Source organism: Collinsella aerofaciens, from assembly GCF_040926405.1.
In the GTDB taxonomy this organism is placed as follows: Bacteria; Actinomycetota; Coriobacteriia; order Coriobacteriales; family Coriobacteriaceae; genus Collinsella.
On the sequence record NZ_JBCOIG010000005.1, the window covers coordinates 1 to 20,638 of the forward strand.

At 57.9% G+C, this 20,638-nt stretch carries 14 protein-coding genes and 1 pseudogene; 11 read left to right on the top strand and 4 right to left on the bottom strand.

The window, feature by feature from the left end; all coding sequences use genetic code 11:
• A pseudogene (locus tag AB5758_RS03120) lies at positions 1 to 1,209 on the top strand (FtsX-like permease family protein); the annotation flags it as partial.
• 531 nt (positions 1,210 to 1,740) lie between these two features.
• Here AB5758_RS03120 and AB5758_RS03125 read toward each other — a convergent pair.
• From AB5758_RS03125 to AB5758_RS03140, 4 genes are all read right to left on the bottom strand, one after another.
• Positions 1,741 to 2,772 carry a 3-deoxy-7-phosphoheptulonate synthase gene (locus AB5758_RS03125; RefSeq protein WP_022094323.1) on the bottom strand — a complete coding sequence of 344 codons (1,032 nt, stop codon included), beginning with the start codon at positions 2,770 to 2,772 and terminating at the stop codon, positions 1,741 to 1,743.
• Positions 2,773 to 3,352: 580 nt separating this feature from the next.
• On the bottom strand, positions 3,353 to 5,209 hold the full coding sequence (locus AB5758_RS03130) for an ABC transporter ATP-binding protein (protein ID WP_195620757.1): 1,857 nt from the start codon (positions 5,207 to 5,209) through the stop codon (positions 3,353 to 3,355).
• Positions 5,209 to 7,575, bottom strand: coding sequence for an ABC transporter ATP-binding protein (locus AB5758_RS03135; RefSeq protein ID WP_368141320.1), 2,367 nt, complete (start codon positions 7,573 to 7,575; stop codon positions 5,209 to 5,211). The genes AB5758_RS03130 and AB5758_RS03135 overlap by 1 nt, the downstream gene beginning before the upstream one ends.
• Positions 7,572 to 8,021 (bottom strand): MarR family winged helix-turn-helix transcriptional regulator, encoded by a 450-nt coding sequence (locus AB5758_RS03140; protein WP_368141319.1) that lies wholly within the window; start codon positions 8,019 to 8,021, stop codon positions 7,572 to 7,574. The genes AB5758_RS03135 and AB5758_RS03140 overlap by 4 nt, the downstream gene beginning before the upstream one ends.
• A 549-nt stretch (positions 8,022 to 8,570) precedes the next feature.
• On the opposite strand from AB5758_RS03140, the gene pflB reads away from it, so the two are divergent.
• The 10 genes from pflB to yihA all read left to right on the top strand — a co-directional run bounded on the left by pflB (position 8,571) and on the right by yihA (position 20,499).
• On the top strand, positions 8,571 to 10,622 hold the full coding sequence (gene pflB / locus AB5758_RS03145) for a formate C-acetyltransferase (RefSeq protein WP_035137643.1): 2,052 nt from the start codon (positions 8,571 to 8,573) through the stop codon (positions 10,620 to 10,622).
• An 85-nt stretch (positions 10,623 to 10,707) separates the two neighbouring features.
• Positions 10,708 to 10,959: an autonomous glycyl radical cofactor GrcA3 gene (gene grcA3, locus AB5758_RS03150; protein ID WP_117583521.1), complete on the top strand. Its 252-nt coding sequence runs from the start codon at positions 10,708 to 10,710 to the stop codon at positions 10,957 to 10,959.
• Positions 10,960 to 11,262: 303 nt separating this feature from the next.
• On the top strand, positions 11,263 to 12,273 hold the full coding sequence (locus tag AB5758_RS03155) for a LacI family DNA-binding transcriptional regulator (RefSeq protein ID WP_225093894.1): 1,011 nt from the start codon (positions 11,263 to 11,265) through the stop codon (positions 12,271 to 12,273).
• Positions 12,274 to 12,457: 184 nt separating this feature from the next.
• Positions 12,458 to 13,840, top strand: coding sequence for a family 43 glycosylhydrolase (locus tag AB5758_RS03160; protein WP_117743236.1), 1,383 nt, complete (start codon positions 12,458 to 12,460; stop codon positions 13,838 to 13,840).
• A 45-nt stretch (positions 13,841 to 13,885) separates the two neighbouring features.
• Positions 13,886 to 15,337, top strand: coding sequence for a PTS transporter subunit EIIC (locus AB5758_RS03165; RefSeq protein WP_052044095.1), 1,452 nt, complete (start codon positions 13,886 to 13,888; stop codon positions 15,335 to 15,337).
• A gap of 101 nt (positions 15,338 to 15,438) precedes the next feature.
• The gene (locus AB5758_RS03170) at positions 15,439 to 16,881 is read left to right on the top strand and encodes a glycoside hydrolase family 32 protein (protein ID WP_368141318.1); all 1,443 of its coding nucleotides are present in this window, start codon (positions 15,439 to 15,441) and stop codon (positions 16,879 to 16,881) included.
• Between the two features lie 277 nt (positions 16,882 to 17,158).
• On the top strand, positions 17,159 to 18,013 hold the full coding sequence (locus AB5758_RS03175; RefSeq protein ID WP_161162444.1) for a DegV family protein: 855 nt from the start codon (positions 17,159 to 17,161) through the stop codon (positions 18,011 to 18,013).
• Between the two features lie 174 nt (positions 18,014 to 18,187).
• Positions 18,188 to 19,006, top strand: coding sequence for a pyruvate formate-lyase-activating protein (pflA, locus tag AB5758_RS03180; protein WP_161144619.1), 819 nt, complete (start codon positions 18,188 to 18,190; stop codon positions 19,004 to 19,006).
• Between the two features lie 122 nt (positions 19,007 to 19,128).
• Positions 19,129 to 19,869, top strand: a complete 741-nt coding sequence (mtnN, locus tag AB5758_RS03185; protein ID WP_035137633.1) for a 5'-methylthioadenosine/S-adenosylhomocysteine nucleosidase — start codon at positions 19,129 to 19,131, stop codon at positions 19,867 to 19,869.
• 39 nt (positions 19,870 to 19,908) lie between these two features.
• A complete protein-coding gene (gene yihA, locus AB5758_RS03190) occupies positions 19,909 to 20,499 on the top strand; it encodes a ribosome biogenesis GTP-binding protein YihA/YsxC (protein ID WP_368141317.1) in 591 nt (196 codons plus the stop codon).
• Positions 20,500 to 20,638 lie beyond the last annotated feature (139 nt).

Consider the following 20,638-nt stretch of genomic DNA (forward strand, 5'->3'; position numbering starts at 1 on the left):
CCCGAAACGCTCGACTACTACAAAGAGTATGTCAATCCGTCTGAGGCCGATCGCATGGTGTTGGCCGATAGTACGGTCGATTTGTACTCCGCATGGCACGGCGATCGTATCGATCACGATAACGTTGCAGACGGTATTAAGGGCAAGTCGGCGGACAACAACGACGAGACCGGCAAGAAGGTCAATATCGCCGATGTTGCCGGTGAGCATGTGCAGATCGATTCGTATCTGAGTTACCCATTTGGCGGCTCGAATCCTTCGGTGACTCCAAGTGAGATGTGCAAGACCATGGGCGAAAAGCTTCCCAAGGCGTTCGGGGGTAGCAATGCCGATGCGATGGGTCTGTTTGTGACGCCGGCGAGCCAGTACAACAAACTGCGTCAGATGATGGGCGAGGAGCCGGTGCATATCGGTCACGACCAGTATCTGCTCACGTGTGATATGGGCGGCGAGCTGGTCGACATGTACACCAAGTATATGGCTGGCGGCCATGCCCTTACCTTGGGCGGGCATACGCTCAAGCCCGCAGCCGATAAGTCGGACGAAGATACGGCGGCCATCGCCAACTCGGCGATGGGTAGTAATCCGGGCACCGTCGTCGTTGCCGACGAGCTGTTGTCCCAACTTAATCTGCAGCCGTATTCCAGTAGCCTGCTCGTTAACTACAAACAGGGGATGGATACAACCGAGGCAGACGAGAGCATTAAATACACTGTGCTCGACAATCTGCTCGTTGACGGCAAGGAGTCGGGGTCGTGGGGAACCTTCATCACACGCTCCGAGATGTACACGCAAGCAGCGCAAATGAACGGTCTTATTAGCTACCTAGCCATCTACATCGGCTTTGTATTGGTTGTTGCATGCGCGGCGATTCTGTCGATCCAGCAACTCTCCAACGTGGCCGACGGCAGCCGCAGCTATCGTGTGCTGGCACAGATCGGCTGCGACGACCGCCAGATTCGCCATTCGGTGATGGCGCAGCAAGCGGTATTCTTCCTGTTCCCGCTGGCAGTGGGCCTGGCGCACTCCTTTGTGGCACTTAAGGTGATCATCGAGCTGGTGAGCATATTCGGAAATATGAGCATCGGTGGCACCGTGGGCCTCACCTGTGCAATCTTCCTGGCAGCCTACGGCGGCTACTTCCTGGTGACCTACCTCATGAGCACCGGCATGGTGCGAGCCGCCATCGCCACCCGCTACAGCGAATAACAAGCGGGCAAAACCGTCGCAAAATTAGAGGCGTATGACCGCCGCGAAGGGACCAGGGGCCCTTTCGCGGCGGTTTTTGCCAATCTGGTGCGTCTCAGATACAAGTGAGTAGACTTTTTTGAACCTGCCGAGCACATCGCGACAAATGATCTATAAAACTGCAGGTCAGAGCTGTGGCGTTTTAGGGCGTGCTCGGCCTTCTGCAAAAAGCCTACTCACTTGGTTTTTCTGCTAGAAGACCGCCACGAGGGAAGGCAACTCCCCCGGGTAGTCGTTGGGGACGTTCTTAAACGGCTACCCAAGGAGTGTCCCAAACTGCCGGCAGAAAAGGAGCGTCCCTAACTGCCACATCCGGAGCAAGATAACGCCGCAGGTAGAGGACGGACAGCGAGCGGGTCGCATTTGAGACAAGGTGACGTGAAACGAAAGGGCGCTGACCTTCTGGTCGCGCCCTTGAAGTTGAACGTCAGATTGTCCAAATGCGGCCCGCGCAGCGTCGAGCCGTTACGGCGTTTGGTAAAACGCCGTAACCTACACCCGTTCCGCGATCTCGTGGATGAGGTAGTCGGTCTTTTCCCAGCCCAGGCACGGGTCGGTGATCGACTTGCCAAAGACACCGCCGTCGACCGGCTGGTTGCCGTCCTCCAGGTAGGACTCGATCATAAAGCCCTTGACCAGCTTGGAGATGGACTCGTTGCGGCGGCAGCTGTCGAGCACCTCCTTGCAAATGCGATACTGCTCCAGCGGACGCTTGCCCGAGTTGTCGTGGTTGCAGTCGATGACCGCTGCCGGATTGGCATAGCCGGCATGCTCGGTATAGCGTTCGGCCAGGCGTTCCAGGTGTTCGTAGTGGTAGTTGGGGTAGGTGCGCCCATCGAGACCGATGTAGCCACGCATAACGGCGTGTGCGAGCGGGTTGCCGTCGCACTCGACCTCCCAGTTGCGGAAGATGAAGCTCTGGTGCGCCTGCGCGGCGTAAATGGAGTTGAGCATAACGGTGGTAGAGCCGGCAGTGGGATTCTTCATGCCGACGGGTACCGAAATGCCGCTCGACACCAGGCGATGCTCCTGGTTCTCGACCGAGCGTGCGCCCACGGCAACATAGCTCAGCAGGTCGACGAGGTATTGGTAGTTGGACGGGTAGAGCATCTCATCGGCGGTAAAGAAGCCCGTTTCCTCAATAACGCGCAGGTGCATGTGGCGGATGGCCTTGACGCCCTCGAGCAGGTCGTCGGGAGCCTCGGGGTTGGGGTTGTGCAGCAGGCCCTTGTAGCCGGTGCCCTTGGTGCGCGGCTTGTTGGTGTAGACGCGCGGAATGATGATGAGCTTGTCCTTGACCTCTTCGGCGGTCTTGGCCAGTCGGTTCATATACTCGAGCACCGAATCCTCGCGGTCGGCAGAGCACGGGCCGATGATGAGCACCTTACGTGCGTCCTCGCCGGTAAAGACTTTGGCGACCTCGGCGTCAAATGCCTGCTTTTTGGCGGTAAGCTCGGCAGAAAGTGGCATTTCCTCGCGGATCTCCATGGGGATCGGCAGCCTGCGTTTGAATTCCATGGCCATAGGGGTCTCCTCAATCTATAGAAAGAGCAATAAGCGTATTGTCGAATGCTCGGCATTATCCGCTGTCGCACGCTAAAGTGCAAGCCCTTGCCACCCCGAAACCTGCCAAAAGGGACAGGTTTATTTTGGCAGGTTTTATATGGGGGAACGTCGGCGGATACCGGGAGGGAGTGGCGTCGCGCGGGACCCTAAGGCTATTGTCGGTTCCCCAGGAAACACCCTGTGGGCAAAAAATGCCAAATATGAGTACGGTTGCTATCTTAGTATCATATTGCCTTCGCAAAATAATAGACATAACAGCAAAATATGTTCATTAACGCAAACACATATAAGTCCGCTATAGGGCTGTTTGATCAATTTAGGGACGCGTGCAAGCCGTGAAAACGGCATTTGGGGCTGTTTTGGCTGTTACTAAAAGGGTAACAGTACTCATATTTGCCATTTTTTTGCCCACGGGGCCTCGAAGGGGCTGTCAATCAGGTCCCAGGGGAGGCGGTTTGAGGGTCGCAGAGCAAAAACGGGGGCGCAGGTTGTCCTGCGCCCCCGTTTTCTGGGCATTGCGGTTGTTTGCCGCCGGTTGTTACGCTGCCTCGTCGAACTGCGAGTTATACAGGTCGGCGTAGAAGCCACCCTGGGCGAGTAGCTCGTCGTGTGTGCCCTTCTCGACGATGTCGCCGTCGCGAATTACCAAGATTACGTCGGCGTTGCGGATCGTGGACAGGCGGTGCGCGATGACAAAGCTGGTACGGCCCTGCATTAGCGCATCCATGGCACGCTGAATAAGCTCCTCGGTACGAGTGTCAACGTTGGAGGTTGCCTCGTCCAGAATTAGCGCCGGGCGGTCGGCCAAAATGGCACGGGCAATGGTCACGAGCTGGCGCTGGCCCTGCGACAGGTTGGTGCCTTCCTCGTTGATCATAAAGTCGTAGCCGCCGGCGAGCGTATGGATAAAGTGATCGCAGCGTGCGGCGCGTGCAGCGGCTTCGACCTCGGCGTCGCTTGCATCGGGGCGTCCGTAGCGGATGTTCTCGCGGATGGTGCCGTTAAACAGCCAGGTATCCTGCAGCACCATGGCAAACTCGCCGCGCAGCGCCGCGCGGTCCCAGTCGCGCACGTCGACACCCTCGACGCGCAGCGAACCGCCGTCCACATCGTAGAAGCGCTGCAGCAGCTTAATGAGCGTGGTCTTGCCGGCGCCGGTAGGACCGACGATGGCGATGGTCTGGCCGGGCTGCGCCTCGCAGCTAAAGTCGTGGATGATGGTCTTGTCGGGCGTATAGCCAAACTTGACGTGATCAAACTCCACATGGCCGGGGCGCTTTTCGGGAATCTGCGCGTCGGCTTTCTGCTCCTCCTCGGGCGCGGCCAGGAACTCAAAGACGCGCTCGGTGGCGGCTGCCATCGACTGCATCGTGTTGCTCACGTTGCCCAGTTGCTGCACGGGCTGCGTAAAGTTGCGAACGTACTGGATAAAGCTCTGGATGTCGCCGGGCGTGGCGTTGCCGGTCAGTGCGAGCTGTGCGCCCACCACGACAACGCCCACGTAGCCCATGTTACCCACCAGGCTCATAAGCGGCATCATCAGGCCCGACAGGAACTGCGAGCGCCAGCCACTAATAAAGAGGCGGTCGTTTTGACGGTCGAACTCTTCGATCGAGGCCTCGGCGCGGTCGAACACCTGAATGACGTTCTGGCCGGCAAAGTCCTCCTCGATAATGCCGTTGACGGCGCCCAGAACCTGCTGCTGCTCGCGGAAGTACGGCTGCGAGAAGTGAATCATTACGGTCAAGATAATCGCGGCGGCCGGCAGCGTGAGCACGGTGACGCCGGTAAGCGGCAGGCTGATCGAAAGCATCATGACGAGCACGCCGATAATCTGCGTCACCGACGTGATGAGCTGCGTCACGCTCTGGTTGAGCGACTGACCCAGCGTATCGACGTCGTTGGTGATGCGGCTGAGTACGTCTCCCTTGCTGTGGCCGTTGAAGTAACTCATCGGCACGACGGCAATCTTGGCGGCGATTTCCTTGCGCATGCGGTAGCAGATCTTTTGCGTGACGCCGGTCATGAGCCAGCCCTGGACCAGGCTGCAGACAGAGCTCGCCAGATACAGGCAGAGCAAAAAGCCGAGCGTCTTGGCGATCCAGTCAAAGTCAACGTCGCCGGTGCCGTTGACCTTGGCGACCAGGCCTTCGAACAGCTTGGTCGTAACCTGGCCGAGCACCTTGGGTCCCACAATGTTAAAGATGACCGAGCACACGGCAAAGGCGACGGCGGCAAACACGGCAATCTTGTGCTGGCCGATATAGCCGAGCAGCTGCCTCATGGTGCCCTTAAAGTCCTTGGCCTTTTCGCCACGACGCATGCCACCCATGCGGCCCATGGGACCACGCTGGCGGGTGGGCTTGGGAATCTGAGTCTTGGTCTCGTCTGCCATTAGCGCTCGCCTCCTTCCATGACGGCTGCAATTTCTTCTTGGGTAAGCCCCAGCTCCTCGGCGGAAAGCTGCGACTGTGCGATCTCCAGGTACGCCGGGCAGCTGCGCAGCAGCTCCTCGTGCGTGCCGGTGCCCACTACGTGGCTGTCGTCGAGCACGATGATCTGGTCGGCGTGCATGATGGTCGCGATGCGCTGGGCCACGACCACGAGTGCGGCGTCGGTAACGTTTTTGGCCAGCTCCTCGCGCAGGCGCGCGTCGGTCTTGTAGTCGAGGGCACTAAACGAGTCATCGAACACCACGACCTCGGGCTTTTTGGCCAATGCGCGGGCGATGGCCAGACGCTGGCGCTGACCACCCGAAACATTGGAGCCGCCCTGGCTGATGGGGGAGTCGTAACCGCCCTCACGCTCGGCGATAAAGTCCTCGGCCTGTGCGATGCGCGCGGCCTGGCGCATGTCATCATCGCTCACCATGTCGCCGGCAAACTTGAGGTTGCTCTCGACGGTGCCCGAGAACAGACGCCCCTGTTGCGGGATGTAACCAATGCGGCGGCGCAGCTCGGAAAGGGTCATGTCGCGCACGTCGATGCCGTCGAGCGAAATGCTGCCGCCCGTGACGTCGTACAGGCGCGGAATCAGCTGTACGAGCGTGGACTTGCCCGAGCCCGTGGAGCCAATGATGCCGAGCATCTGACCGGCATGCGTGGTGAAGTTCACACCGCTAATGACGTCGGCGCGGGCATCGGGGTACTGGAAGCTCACGTCGCGGAAGGTGAGCTCACCGCGCGGCGAGCTGGCCGCGGGCAGTTTGGGCGAGGCAGGGTCGTTGATGCTCGTGGGGCAGGTGATGACCTCATCTACGCGCTCGGCTGCGACCTCGGCACGGGGCAGGATGACCGAAACCATGGTGAGGATCATAAACGCCATGACGATCTGCATGGTGTAGGAGATAAACGCCATCATGTTGCCGACCTGCATCACGCCGTCGGACACGCCCTGCGCGCCAAACCAGACGATAAGCACGGTGATGCAGTTCATGACGAGCATCATGAGCGGCATCATAAAGCTCATGGCTCGGTTGGTGTAGAGCTGCGTGGTCATCAGGTCGAGCGAAGCCTTGTCAAAGCGCTCGAGCTCATGTTCTTCGCGGTTGAACGAGCGGATGGGCATAAGGCCGTCGAGCAGCTCGCGGGCGGTAAGGTTCACGCGGTCCACAAAGCTCTGCATCTTTTTGAATTTGGGCATAGTGAGGCCCATAAGCACGCCGACGACGGCCGAGACCGCGATGATGGCCACGGCGATGGTCCACTCCAGGCCGGTGTGGTTGGCCAGGACGCGCATGACGGCGACGATGCCCATGACGGGCGCCATCAGACACATGCGGATAAACAGGGTTGCGGCCATCTGAATCTGCTGAATGTCGTTGGTGCAGCGGGTGATGAGCGAGGCCTGGCTAAACTTGCCCACCTCGGCCGGCGAGAAGTGCATAACCTTGTTGAAGGTCTCGCGGCGCAGGTCGCGTGCGATGGAGCAGGCGGTGCGCGAAGCCACGGCACCGGTCAGGATGGTGGCGACCAGCGACACCAGACACAGACCAAACATCGTGGTCGCCATGCGGCCCAGGTAGGCGTTCTGCACGTCGGCGGGGTCGATGCCCTGCGCCTTGTACTCGTCCTGTACATAGCTCACGGCGCGCTGGGTGACGATGGAGCCCGACATGGAGCCCATTTTGTCCGCCATTTCGTTGGCGCCCTCGACGAGCTTGCTTTGGTCTACCAGACCGCCCTCGACACCCAGGCGCAGGCTCTTCATGGTGATCTTGCCGCCGTCGGCGTCGATCTGCTTTTGCATATTCTGCGCCGCTGCGGCCTTCTGCTGCATCTCGGCGAGCTGCTCGGGCGTCATCGCTGCCATTTGCTCGGGCGTGGGCATGGCCTGAGCGGCGTCGCTGTCTTTCTCGCTGGACGTGCCGGTCATGTCTCCCATGGAGTCGGCGTCGATGCCCTGGTTGAGCGAAAGGACGACGGTCTCGGGCAGGCTCATAATGTCGGTAATTTTGCCTCCATCGGCACGCTCTTCCTCGGTGCCCTTGTACGTTCGAATGCCGTTTTTGTCAGCCTTGCTAAACACGGCCTCCGCAGCCTTGGCGTCCTTGGCGCTCATGAAGAGTTCGAGGTCGTCGAGCGATTCGGCGCGAATGGTGTCGGGCACGGGCGAGGCGATGCCGCCTTGCTGCACGCCCACGTCGACGATGTCGCTCATATAGGTAGGCAGCGCCAGATCGGCGTTGCAGCTGATTACGATAAGTACGATAGCTGTGAACAGTGCCAGGACGTGCTTTTTAAAGAGCTTGAGAATCCTCACTCGGCATCTCTCCTTTCTTGATTGCGGTCGATAATTTCGTTGGCACGTCTTAGAAGGCGCACCATCTCTTGGGTATCTGTTTCGCCGAGCTGCTCGAGGAAGGCCGCGGCGCGCTCCTCGAATTCCCGTCGTTTGATTTCGAGATCCTGGAATCCCTTGTCGGTCACCGTGACGTGTACGCGACGACGGTCGGTCTTTGAGTGCTCGCGCTCGACCCAGCCCTTGGCTTCGAGAGCGCGTAGGATATTGGCGATGCGGGCGCTCGAGACCCAGGCGCGATCGGCGAGTTCGCTCGGCGTGAGCGAACCGCCAGCGAGCATAAGGGCGCGCATGACGGCCATCTCGCCGCCGAGGGCTTTGTCCGCAAAGCGCGAAATGCGCTGATGCATGCTGCCGAACTCGGTAAGGAGCTGACGCCCAAGTTCACGGAAATCGGTATCTTCCACCGAAAACCCCTAACACTAGAAACTATTTTCGGTGAAAGATGATACCCCCGCACGCGCACCCTATACGGTAGATTTTGGGAAATGCCTAGAAAACAACCTTTAGGCGACCTCCGTACACCGTCGGTATCAGCAAAGTTAGGGGTAGATCTCTGAGCACGTCCTAAAGCCCACTCAGAGGCACTTTACCCTGCTAAAGCTGGCATAACAGCTAGAGTGAACGTCGTACAAAGGCAAGGAAAAAACTAAACAAATCGGTGAACGGTAGTTGTTCACGCTCGCATTTCCTGCGGGTTTGTAAAAAACGCCCTTATGATATAAAAAAAGAAACATATAACAGCCCAGATGGAGAGGGTCGCTATGTTATCCTTCTCAAACGGGTGAAATCTTGGGTTTTGGGTTGCAGTTCCAAGGTGGACAAACGTTTTTCCCTGCACCAACGTGTGGTGAAGAACGGAAGAAGCCGGTAGTGCAAGCCGAAAATTCAAGAATTCAATAAGCAGCGGTGTGAGAGAGCGCCGCATTACACGTAACTAGGAGCGTGGTTACACAATGCAGGAGGCATGGGAAGGCTTCAAGGAAGGCATTTGGACGGGAGAGGTTGACGTCCGAGACTTCATCCAGAAGAACTACACCCCTTACGAGGGCGACGAGTCGTTCCTCGTAGGTCCGACCGAGCGTACCAAGGAGCTGTGGGGCGAGGTTCTCGACCTGCTGCTTAAGGAGCGCGAGCAGGGTGGTGTCCTCGATATGGACACCAAGACCGTCACGGGTATCGTGAGCCACCCCGCTGGCTACATCGATAACGCCCACCGCGAGAAGGAGACCATCGTCGGCCTCCAGACCGACAAGCCGCTCAAGCGCGCTCTGCACGTCAACGGCGGTATCCGCATCGCTTGCCAGGCCGCCAGCCAGCACGGCTACAAGGTCGACGAGAACGTTGTCGAGCGCTACACCTTCGAGCGCAAGACCCACAACGCTGGCGTCTTCGATGTCTACACCCCCGAGATGCGCGCCTGCCGTTCGGCCCACATCATCACCGGTCTGCCCGATGGCTATGGCCGCGGCCGCATCATCGGCGACTACCGTCGTGTTGCCCTGTACGGCGTCGACTACCTGATCAAGGACAAGGAGGCCCAGAAGGCTTCCACTCCGACGGTCATGACCGCCGACAACATCCGCGACCGTGAGGAGCTGCAGGAGCAGATCCGCGCCCTCGGCGAGCTCAAGATGATGGCCGAGACCTATGGTTTCGACATTTCCAACCCTGCTACCAACACGCAGGAGGCCATCCAGTGGATGTACTTCGCCTACCTTGCTGCCGTCAAGGAGCAGAACGGCGCCGCTATGTCCATCGGCCGTACCTCTACGTTCATCGACATCTATGCTGAGCGCGACCTTGCCAACGGTACCTTCACCGAGGAGCAGATCCAGGAGTTCGTGGATCACTTCATCATGAAGCTCCGCATGGTCAAGTTTGCCCGTACCCCCGAGTACCAGGCCCTGTTCACCGGCGACCCGCAGTGGGTCACCGAGTCCATCGGCGGCATGGGTGTCGACGGCCGTACGCTCGTTACCAAGATGAGCTACCGCTACCTGCACACGCTCGAGAACATGGGCACCAGCCCCGAGCCCAACATGACCGTTCTGTGGTCGACCCGTCTGCCCGAGAACTTCAAGAAGTTCTGCGCCAAGACTTCTGTCGCCAGCTCCTCGATCCAGTACGAGAACGACGACCTCATGCGCGTTTACCACGGCGACGACTACGGCATCGCCTGCTGCGTGTCCTCCATGCGCATCGGCAAGGAGATGCAGTTCTTCGGCGCCCGCGCCAACCTGGCCAAGTGCCTGCTGTATGCACTCAACGGCGGTGTTGACGAGGTCTCCAAGAAGCAGGTCGGCCCCAAGTATCGCGCCGTCGAGGGCGATACGCTCGATTACGACGACGTTGTGGCCAAGTACAACGACATGATGAAGTGGCTCGCTGGCGTGTACGTCAACTCGCTGAACATCATTCACTACATGCACGACAAGTACTGCTACGAGCGCATCCAGATGGCTCTGCACGACAAGCACGTGCACCGCTGGTTCGCTACGGGCATCGCTGGCCTTTCCGTCGTGGCTGACTCCCTGTCCGCCATCAAGTACGCCAAGGTCCACCCCGTCCGTGACGAGAACGGCATCATCGTCGACTTCGAGACCGAGGGCGAGTTCCCCAAGTACGGTAACGACGACGACCGCGTCGACCAGATCGCTCACGACGTTGTGCACCAGTTCATGGAGTACATCCGCATGAACGATACCTACCGCAACTCCGTGCCTACGACCTCGGTTCTGACCATTACCTCCAACGTCGTGTACGGTAAGAAGACCGGCTCCACGCCCGACGGCCGCAAGGCTGGCCAGCCGTTCGCCCCGGGTGCTAACCCCATGCACAAGCGCGATAGCCACGGCGCCATCGCTTCGCTGTCTTCGGTTTCCAAGCTCCCGTTCCGCGATGCTCAGGACGGCATCTCCAACACCTTCTCCATCATCCCGAGTGCGCTCGGCAAGGAGGACCAGGTGTTCTTTGGCGATATCGACCTTGATCAGCTGGGCGAGTAACTATTGTTAGTGCTATACTAACAATAACGATTACTGATTAGCGCGCCGGTTTCGGCCGGCGCCTATTAATCGAAGGAGACACATTATGAAGGTTTCTGAAGTTTCCGAGACTCAGGCCGATAACCTGGTCCACATGCTCGACGCTTACGCCGAGAAGGGTGGCCACCACCTGAACATCAACGTCTTCAACCGTGAGACGTTGCTCGACGCTCAGGCTCACCCCGAGAAGTACCCGCAGCTGACCATCCGCGTTTCCGGCTATGCCGTGAACTTCCACACGCTCACCAAGGAGCAGCAGGACGAGGTCATTTCGCGTACCTTCCACGACAAGTTCTAAAGGGTTCAACTCCTGTAGGATTACTGGGGCCGGTTTTGGGTTATTTCCCAAAACGTCCTCGGACATGCAAAGAGGCTCCGCTGCGCGCGTTGCGCGGCGGAGCCTCTTTGCGTCCTGCGGGATGTTTTGGAAAATAACCCAAAACCGGCCATGTGGGGTCCTTTGGAGTCACCCTTTAGGCGGAACTCTCCTAATTATTTGGATGAGTCGTTTACTTACTTGTACTGTTACCGTCTTCCCGCTCTTGTTGGGGTATGCTTTGTTCGTATGTAAACGTATGACATGTTGATGGGGGAGGGTGCTATGGCTCGCGAGAGTGCTCGTTCTAAGGATACGGCTAAGCCTGGCATCAAGGAAGTTGCGGCGGTGGCGGGGGTTTCGCCTACTACGGTATCTCGCGTGCTTAATAATCGCGGCTATATTAGCCAAGAGACCCGCGATAAGGTCCATGCCGCGATGAAGCGCATCAACTATACGCCCAACGATATCGCCCGTGCCATGCTCAACGGTCGCCTGAATCTTATCGGTATGATCGTCCCCTATGTCAGCAGTCCGTTTCATGCCCAAGTGGTTCAAGTCATTGAGCATACCCTGGCCGAAAACGGTTTTAAGATGCTGCTGTGCAATAGCGCCAATCGACCCGAGCTTGAGCGCTCTTATATCGACATGCTTCGACGCAATATGGTTGATGGCGTCATCGTCAACTCGCTTAATATCGGTGCCGAGGCGTATGCCGAGATGGGTTTGAGTCTGGTTGGTATCGACTGCGACCTTGGCGAGGCCTCTGTTCAGATTGCGAGCGACAGCTATAGTATCGGCGAACTTGCCACGCGTCGCCTGATCGATGACGGGTGTTCGCGCATCCTGTGCCTGCGCAGCAATAGCCGCATGCGCATGCCTGCCAATAAGCGTACCGATGCCTACCTCGATGTTGTTGAGCAGGCCGGTTTGCCCGCGCTTGTCCGTGAGGTCGAGTTCGTTAAGCCCGACGACGAAAAGAGCGCGGTCGTTGCGAAGATCCTCGATGAGAACCCCGATATTGACGGCATCTTTGCGGGAGACGACACGATGGCGGCTATCTGTCTTAACGTGATGAAGCAGCGCGGCTTGAGCGCTCCGGGCGATATTAAGGTCGTGGGCGCGGATGGTGCCCGCCGCACTATGACGTTTATGCCTGACTTAACAACCGTTCGCCAAGATATCGATCGCATCGGAGAGCTCGCGGCGCAATCCATCATTGCTCTTATTAACGGCGAAAAGCCCGAATCGAATATCAAGCTCCCCGTTGAACTCATTGAGGGTAAAACCGCGTAGTTCATCCCGTGCCAAAAGAATTCCTCAAACACCTCTGATGACCGTTCGCCGGCATATGTCAACCGTTTGCCGACGACTGGAACTGCGAAAAGACGTATTGGTGTGAAAACGTTTGACATATGAAAACGATTGACATATCTTGCAGTTGTACCGAGTTAGTATCTCGTGAGAAAGGAAGTCTCGGATGCACAAGGTGTATTACCAGCCTGAGGGAATTTGGGTAGGCGACATCATGCCGTACGGCGAGGACGGCACGTTCTATCTCTATCATCAGCGTGACACGCGAAACCCCGGACCTTTCGGAGAGCCGTTTGGCTGGGCACTCGCGACAACCAAGGACTTCGTCAATTACAAAGACTTTGGCGAGAGCCTTGAGCGTGGCGGCGACGAGGAAGTCGACCAGTATGTTTATGCCGGCACGGTGTTTAAGGTGGGCGACAAGTACCATGCGCTCTACACTGGTTGCAATCGCGATAAGGTCAAGGCACGCTTGATGAAGCAGGTTCTTCTTCACGCAACGAGTGACGACGCCGTCAAGTGGGAGAAGAACATCGCCGAGACGCTGCTTCCGCCCCAGGAGGGTTACGATGACCGCAACTGGCGCGATCCCTTTGTGCTTTGGGATGAGGAGAACGAAGAGTACATGCTCATCCTCGGCACGCGTGTGGGCGAGGACAAGCGTCTGATGACCGGTCGTCTGGTCAAGTTCACCTCCAAGGACCTGGATACCTGGGAGTTCCAGGGCGACTGGTGGAATCCGGGCCTGTACACCATGTTCGAAATGCCTGATCTCTTTAAGATGGGCGACTGGTGGTATCTGGTGTTCTCCGAGTACAGTGATGGCAACAAGACCCGTTACCGCATGTCTCGCTCTATCAACGGTCCTTGGATCACTCCTGCGGACGATTCCTTCGATGGCCGCGCGTACTATGCCGCGCGTACCGCATTTGATGGCGAGCGCCGCGTTCTCTTTGGTTGGGTTCCTACGCGTGACGAGGGCGGCGACCCCAGCTCTTACCTGTGGGGTGGCACCTTTATGCCTCTCGAGATCGTTCAGCGTGCCGACGGAACGCTCGGCACCAAGCTCCCTGACAGCATGCTTGGCGCCTTTGGCGAGGCTAAGGCAGTCGAGGCCTTTGAGCTTTCCTGCGAGTCGGGCAAGGTCGAGCAGGTGCTCGCCGCGGATGCCGGTTCCACCTATATGCTCGATGCCGACATCGAGCTCGCCGGTGACGCTGCCGGCTTCTCGGTGAAGCTTGCCGAGGACGCCGAGTCCGGTCTTGCCTATGAGTTCCGCGCCAACCTGCGTGAGGGCAAGCTCGAGTTTACGGCGGCCCCCCAGTATCCGTGGTTCCAGGTCAACAACATGGGCCTCGAGCGTCCGTTGTTCTTTAAGGGCGAGGGCACTCATCATGTGCGCCTGGTCGTTGACGACGATATCGCGACCATCTTTGTCGATGATGTTGCGCTTAACGCGCGCTTCTGCAATAAGCAGGGCCAGGGTGTGGCACTGACGGTCACCGACGGTACGCTCAAGTGCGCAAATGCAACGATCGCGTCTCTGTAGCGGCAACGAACCGTTTTATGATTTAGAAAAGGAATGGAGAGGAACATGGACTACAAGGCAGTGTCCCAGCAAGTCGTCGACAACGTCGGCGGACTGGAGAACATCGAGGGCGCCACGCATTGCGTGACCCGTCTGCGTCTGGTGCTCAAGGATACGAGCAAATACAACAAGGCCGAGCTCGAGAACATCGATGGCGTCAAGGGCGTGCTGTACAACAGCGGCCAGCTCATGATCATCTTCGGTACCGGTACCGTCAACAAGGTTTACGATGAGTTTATGGCTCTGACGGGCGTTAAGGAGATCAGTGCTTCCGAGGTCAAGGGCGCTGAGGCGGACAAGAAGGGCAAGTTCTTCTCGGTCCTCAAGGTATTCTCGGACATCTTTATCCCCATCATTCCCGCCTTCGTCGGCGCTGCAATCATCATCGGCCTTAAGTCGCTGATCGTTGCCAACGGCCTCTTTGGCATGGAAGGCAGCCTCGCCGATCACAGCGAGTTCCTCAAGAACCTCGCAAGCTTCTTTGCCATTATCGCCACCACGTTCGACTACCTGCCTGTCCTGGTTATGTACAGCGCGGTCAAGCGTTTTGGCGGTAACCCGATCCTGGGCATCCTCGTCGGTATCGTCATGGTTCACCCGAGCCTTATGAACCGCAACACGTTCGTTATGGACCCGACGGGTGCTGAGTATTGGAACTTTGGTCCGCTATCCATTCCCATGGTTGCTTTCCAGGGCGGCGTATTCCCTGCAATCCTGACTGCCTGGTTTATGGCCAAGGTCGAAAAGATTGCCCAGAAGTACATCCCCGAGGTCGTTTCGTTCGTCTTTGTCCCGACCGTTACCCTGATTCTTGCTAACGTCGCCCTGTTCACCGTGTTCGGCCCGCTCGGCAACCTGATCGGTGACGTCCTCGCCGGCGTAATCGATATCCTGTACAACAGGATGGGCGTCTTTGGTGCCTTTGTCTTCGCCGCGTTCCTGCAGCCGCTTGTCGTTACCGGTACGCATCAGTTCATCCAGGGTATCGAGGCAAACCTTGTTGCCACGACTGGCTTCAACTACATCCAGGCCATCTGGTCGGTTTCCATCATCGCCCAGGGCGGCGGCGCCATCGGTATGTACCTCATTCACAAGAAGCACTCCAAAGAGCGCAACATCTGCATGTCGTCCTTTATCCCGACGCTGGTCGGAATCTCCGAGCCCGCTATCTTTGCTGCAAACATGCGCTATTCGATCATTCCGTTCATCTGCGCATGCATCGGTGCAGGCTGCGGCGGTGCCTTCGTCAAGCTCTTTGAGGTGCGCGCTATCGGTCAGGGTCTGACCGGCGTGCTTGGCCTGCTCATCGTCACGCCCGAGACCCTCGTGTGGTATGTGGCTGGCAATCTCATCGCCTTTATCGTGCCGATCGTCTTGATCTTTGCCTACAACAAGGCAAAGGGCGTGCCGACCACCGATGAAGAGGGCGCTGGCGCTGGCTTCGACGTTAGCTTCTAGTTGAGCCGTTCAGTGTAATCTGAGGATAAGTCCATTTGAGGAAGGGCGTTCGACTCGTGTGAGTCGAGCGTCCTTCCCCATAGACGAGAAAGTCAACGGCGATGTTAAATCAAAAAAACAAGGTGACACGCGCGGACTATGAGCAGTGGCGTGTCGGACAGGATGAGACGGCGGCTCGCATCGCGTCCGACCCCGATAGGCTTCTGTTCCATGTGGAGCCTGAGCTTGGCTGGCTCAACGACCCCAACGGTTTGGTTCAGATTGGTGATACGTATCACATCTATCATCAATACGATCCGTTCGATGCTGCGCATGGCGGTCCAGTGCTTTGGAACCATCTGACGACAAAGGATTTTGTGACGTACGAGAATCACGGCCCCGTGCTGTTCCCCGATTCCGATTTGGATTCGAGCGGAGCGTACTCTGGTTCTGCCTTTGTACGTGATGGCAAGATTCACTACTTCTATACCGGCAACGTCAAGCATTTTGACCGCGATGATTACGACTACGTGTTGACGGGCCGTGAGCAAAACCAGATTCATATGGTTGCCGAGAATCCCGACGAATTGGGCGAGAAGCGCATGGCTGTTGGACCAGTCGATTACCCCGACGATATCGGTACACACGTGCGCGACCCCAAGATCCTTGAGCACGATGGTATCTACTACATGGTTCTGGGCGCTCGTACGAAAGACGACCGTGGCTGCGTGCTTGTCTATACTTCGCGTGATTTAGGGGTCTGGAGCTATGCGACGCGCATTGAGCTGGGCGAGAAGTTTGGCTTTATGTGGGAGTGCCCTGATCTGTTTGAGCTTGATGGCGAGCTTATTCTCGTTTGCTGCCCGCAGGGTGTGCCTGCCGATGGTTGGCGTTACCGCAATCCGCATCAGTGCGTGTGGTTCCCCATCGAGGCCGATTGGGAGGCGCCGAGCTTTAAAATCGTCGGGCAGGGCATGCCCCCGATGGTCGATGCCGGTTTTGATTTCTATGCTCCGCAGTCCTTTGAGGATGCTGCAGGCCGGCGTTTGATGATCGGATGGTCGGGTTGCCCCGATGCGACGGCAGAAAACCCGACGGTGGCGCGCGGGTGGCAGTGCGCGTTGACGGTGCCGCGAGAGCTGAGCATGCGCGATGGTAAGCTCTGCCAGCAGCCGGCGCACGAGATTGAGAGGATGCGCGGCGACTGCGTTCGCGCGACAGGCGGTGAAACCGTTGAGGAGCCGGGCCGCCTGTTTGATCTTGTGGTTTCCTGTGAGGGCACCCAGGTGATCGAGCTCGAAATCCGCAAGGGTGTCTTTGTGCGTTATACGGACGGGATGCTTACCCTCGATATGGGTGACGAAGGCTATGGGCGCGACCAGAGGTCGATTGAGCTCGGCGAGCTTCGCGACCTACGCGCGCTTTCGGACACTACGATGGTCGAGATTTTTGCAAATGGCGGCGAGGCGGCACTTACGAGCCGTACCTATTCGCCGGCGGTTCCGGCGATGGAGCTGCACGCCGAGGGTGCGGCATCGATGAATTTCTACCGCCTCGTGCATTAACCGTGCGTGGAGCACGATTGGATTTGCTGGACGGAATGTGTCGCAGTTGTCGCGGCCAACTACCGCTTACCGCATATAGTGACCGTTTGCGGAATAAGTAACACTCCTTAATAAACCGTGTAGAATCTCAGATAAGCACGGAGTTTTCCAGGGAGACGCTGTCCTTTGTTATGTGCAAAGGGCGGCGTCTCTTTGGCGCTTGGGGGTCGTTCTGTAGCAGGACGGCGGGCGTGTGTCACATATTAAAAAGCCAACGTCGAGATGGGTCGTGATAATAATGGGCAAGTACATAATCGTGGTTGAATCTGGTTCGGATGTGACGCCAGAGCTCTGCGAGCGCTACGGCATCGTGCGCGTGCCTATGCATGTCACGATTGGTGACGAGACCGTCGAGGACGGCTCGATCGATCCGCTCGAGATTTATTCGCGCTGCAACGAGTTTGGCGTGATGCCCAAGACCAGCGGCTGTGCGCCGGCAGATTTTGCGCATGTGTACGACCGCATCCATGCCGAGCAACCCGACGCGACCATTCTGCATCTTGCATATTCCGAGGCCACGACCTGCTCGCATCAATCATCGAAGATCGCCGCCAAGGGTCGCGACTACGTCTACTCCATGGACACGCGTTTTGTCTCGGTGGGCCAGTCGCTTGTTGTCGTCGAGACCGCCAAATACATCGAGGCTCACCCCGATGCCACCGTCGACGAGATCTTCGCCTTCGCGAACTCCGTCATGGACCGCGTGCTGCTGGGCTTTGTTCCTACCGATCTTGCCTTCCTTAAGGCGGGCGGTCGCTTGTCCAACGTCGCATTCCTTGGCGCACATCTGCTCAAGATTAAGCCCTGCATTGAGGTGACGGGCGGCAAGTTCGTGGCGACCAAGAAGTTCCGCGGCTCTATGCTCAAGTGCGCCCGCGCCTTTATTGACCACATGGTTGCGAAGGGCGAGATCGACTACTCGCACATTGGCCTGGCGTATTCGGTAGGCCTTTCCCAGGAGCTGCGCGACGACATGGAAGTCTATGCGCACGACCTGGGCTTTAAGGACATTACCTGGACTCAGGTCGGCGGCGTCATCTCGAGCCACTGCGGCCCGACCGCCTTCGGTGCGGTGCTCACGCTTAAAGCGTAAAGGCCGCAGGCGAGCGTTCTTCAGCCTGACATCTCGACGTAGACCCCAGCCATGGTGATGGGGGATAGATTAAAACGTGCCATTCTAGCCCGAGACGTTTAAACGCAAGCACATGGGCTAGAATGGCTCTGGCATTTTAATTGGTTGCATCCAAGGAGAGGCAAGGTAGCGCGAATGGCAGAAATGACGCTTGAGGGTGTGGACGCTCGTCCCGAGGACTCTGCGTTTGCCCTTGGCCGCGTGCATTCAATCGAGACGATGGGGACGGTCGACGGACCCGGCATCCGCTTCGTAGTGTTTGTCCAAGGCTGCCCCATGCGCTGTGCGTATTGCCACAACCCCGATACCTGGTCGGTTAACGGCGGCACGATGGTGACCGTCGAGCACCTTATGGACGAGTTCCAGAGTAACCATGAGTTTTACCGCAGCGGTGGTATTACGGTGTCCGGCGGCGAGCCGCTCCTGCAGCCTGAGTTTTTGGCCGACCTGTTCCACGCCATGCACAATAACCACGATGGTCGTGTGCACACCTGCTTGGATAGCTGCGGCTATGCGTTCGATCCCGCGCATCCCGAGAAGTTCGATGCCGTGCTCAACGAGACCGACATGGTACTGCTCGATATTAAGCATGCCGACCCGGTCGAGCATAAAAAGCTGACTGGGTGCGATCCCGCACGCATTCTGGCGTTTGGCGATGAGCTTGCACGTCGCAAGATCAAGGTCGTTATCCGCCACGTGGTGGTGCCGGGCATTACCGACACGGTGGAGGAGTGCGAGAAGCTCGGTCGCCTCATCGCTCCATGGCACAACGTGGTGGGCCTGGAAATGCTGCCGTATCACACGATGGGTGTCGTCAAGTACGAGCAACTGGGCATTCCCTATAAGCTCGAGGGCGTGCCCCAGATGGATACCGCGCGCATGCCCGAGTTGCGTAATGCCGTTATGACCGGCATGAAAAAGCGCCGCGCGGAGCTAAAAAACGCCATCGGCTAGCAAGTCTTTTGCTCCTCTACGATACCCGCGCTGCGGTGGTCTAGCGACTTCGTATTGCGCGGTTGAGTCAAAATGCTGGTACCATACCGTGGATAGCAGTTTTCACGGGTTTGGGGGATGGTATGCCTACCATCGCAATCATCGGTGCACTCGAAAAAGAGGTTGCGCAGATTAAAGAAGAACTGAACGGCGCTCGTGTGGCACAAGAGGCGGGCTTGACCGTTGTCAACGGCGAGCTCGACGGTTTGTCCGTTGTTGCTACGACCGCTGGCATGGGAACCGTAAACGCCGCGGCGGCAACGCAGCATCTCATCAGCAAATATGCCCCGCAGGCCGTTGTGTTTTCGGGCATTGCGGGTGGCCTAAACCCTAAGCTCCATATTAACGACGTGGTTATAGGCAAGTGCCTGCGCTATCTCGATACTGACACGGCGCTCATCGCCGAGTCGGCGCCGGGACTCGAGGAGTTTGTCTCGACGCCGGCGTTGGCTGATGTTGCCGCCGCCGTGCTTGCCGAGCATGGATTTGTGGATGCCTCGGCGGATGAGAATTCTGCGGAGAAGGACCCCAAGCAGTTCCTGTGTGGCACTATCGCCACGGGTGACCGCTTTGTTACGGGTGACGCCATGCGTAACGCTGCGATTGAGGCCACGCATGCCGATTGCGTCGAGATGGAGGGCGCGGCAATTGCGCACATCGCGGCCAAGAATGGTGTCGATTGCCTGGTGCTGCGCGCTATCAGCGATAATTGTGACGAGGCATATGACGCGTTTTGCGAGCGCGAGTTCGATCTGGATGAGTACGCTCGCACCGCGAGCGGCATCACGCTTGACATCGTTCGTCGTATCGCCGCCGCGCAATAGCACACCCGTTTTGTAAAAATCTACGACCAAGGAGTATCCATGGCCGATTCCATTAACTATCAGCTTGCCAAGTTTGTTGCCAGCTACGGCAAGGTTTCGCAGATCCCCGAGTCCACCTGTCCCGAGGTGAGCTTTGTGGGCCGCTCCAATGTGGGCAAGTCGTCTATCATGAACAAACTCTTTGGCCGCAAGAACCTGGTCAAGGTTTCGAGCACGCCGGGCAAGACGAGCAACATCAATTTCTTCGAGGCCGACGACGTGCACTTTGTGGACCTGCCGGGCTACGGTTTCGCCCGTCGTTCCAAGGCCGAGCGCGACCGCTGGGCCGAGCTTATCGGCGACTTCTTCGACTCAGAGCGCAGCTTTAACCTGGTTGTGTCGCTGGTGGACATTCGCCACGACCCCAGTAAACTCGACCATGACATGATCGACTACCTGCAGGGCAACGAGTTCAACTTTATCGTCTGCCTCACCAAAGCCGACAAGATCAGCCGCACCCAGCAGGCCCGCCAGGCAGCAGCCATCAAAAAACAGCTCAACGTTCCGGCCGAGAACGTGATCATCACAAGCTCCCAGACCGGTATCGGCATCGATGAACTAAAAAAGCGCATCGCCGAGGCCTGCCTCTAGCAAGTGCTCCTTACCAGCAAGAGCCCCTGCCAATAAAAATCAACTATCAGCTCGGCGCCCCTTCAAAGCGTGGGTCCCTGTAGACGTCCTCAGCAAGGTAGGCGCAGGGACGGTCGGGATGTTCCCTCAAAATCATTCC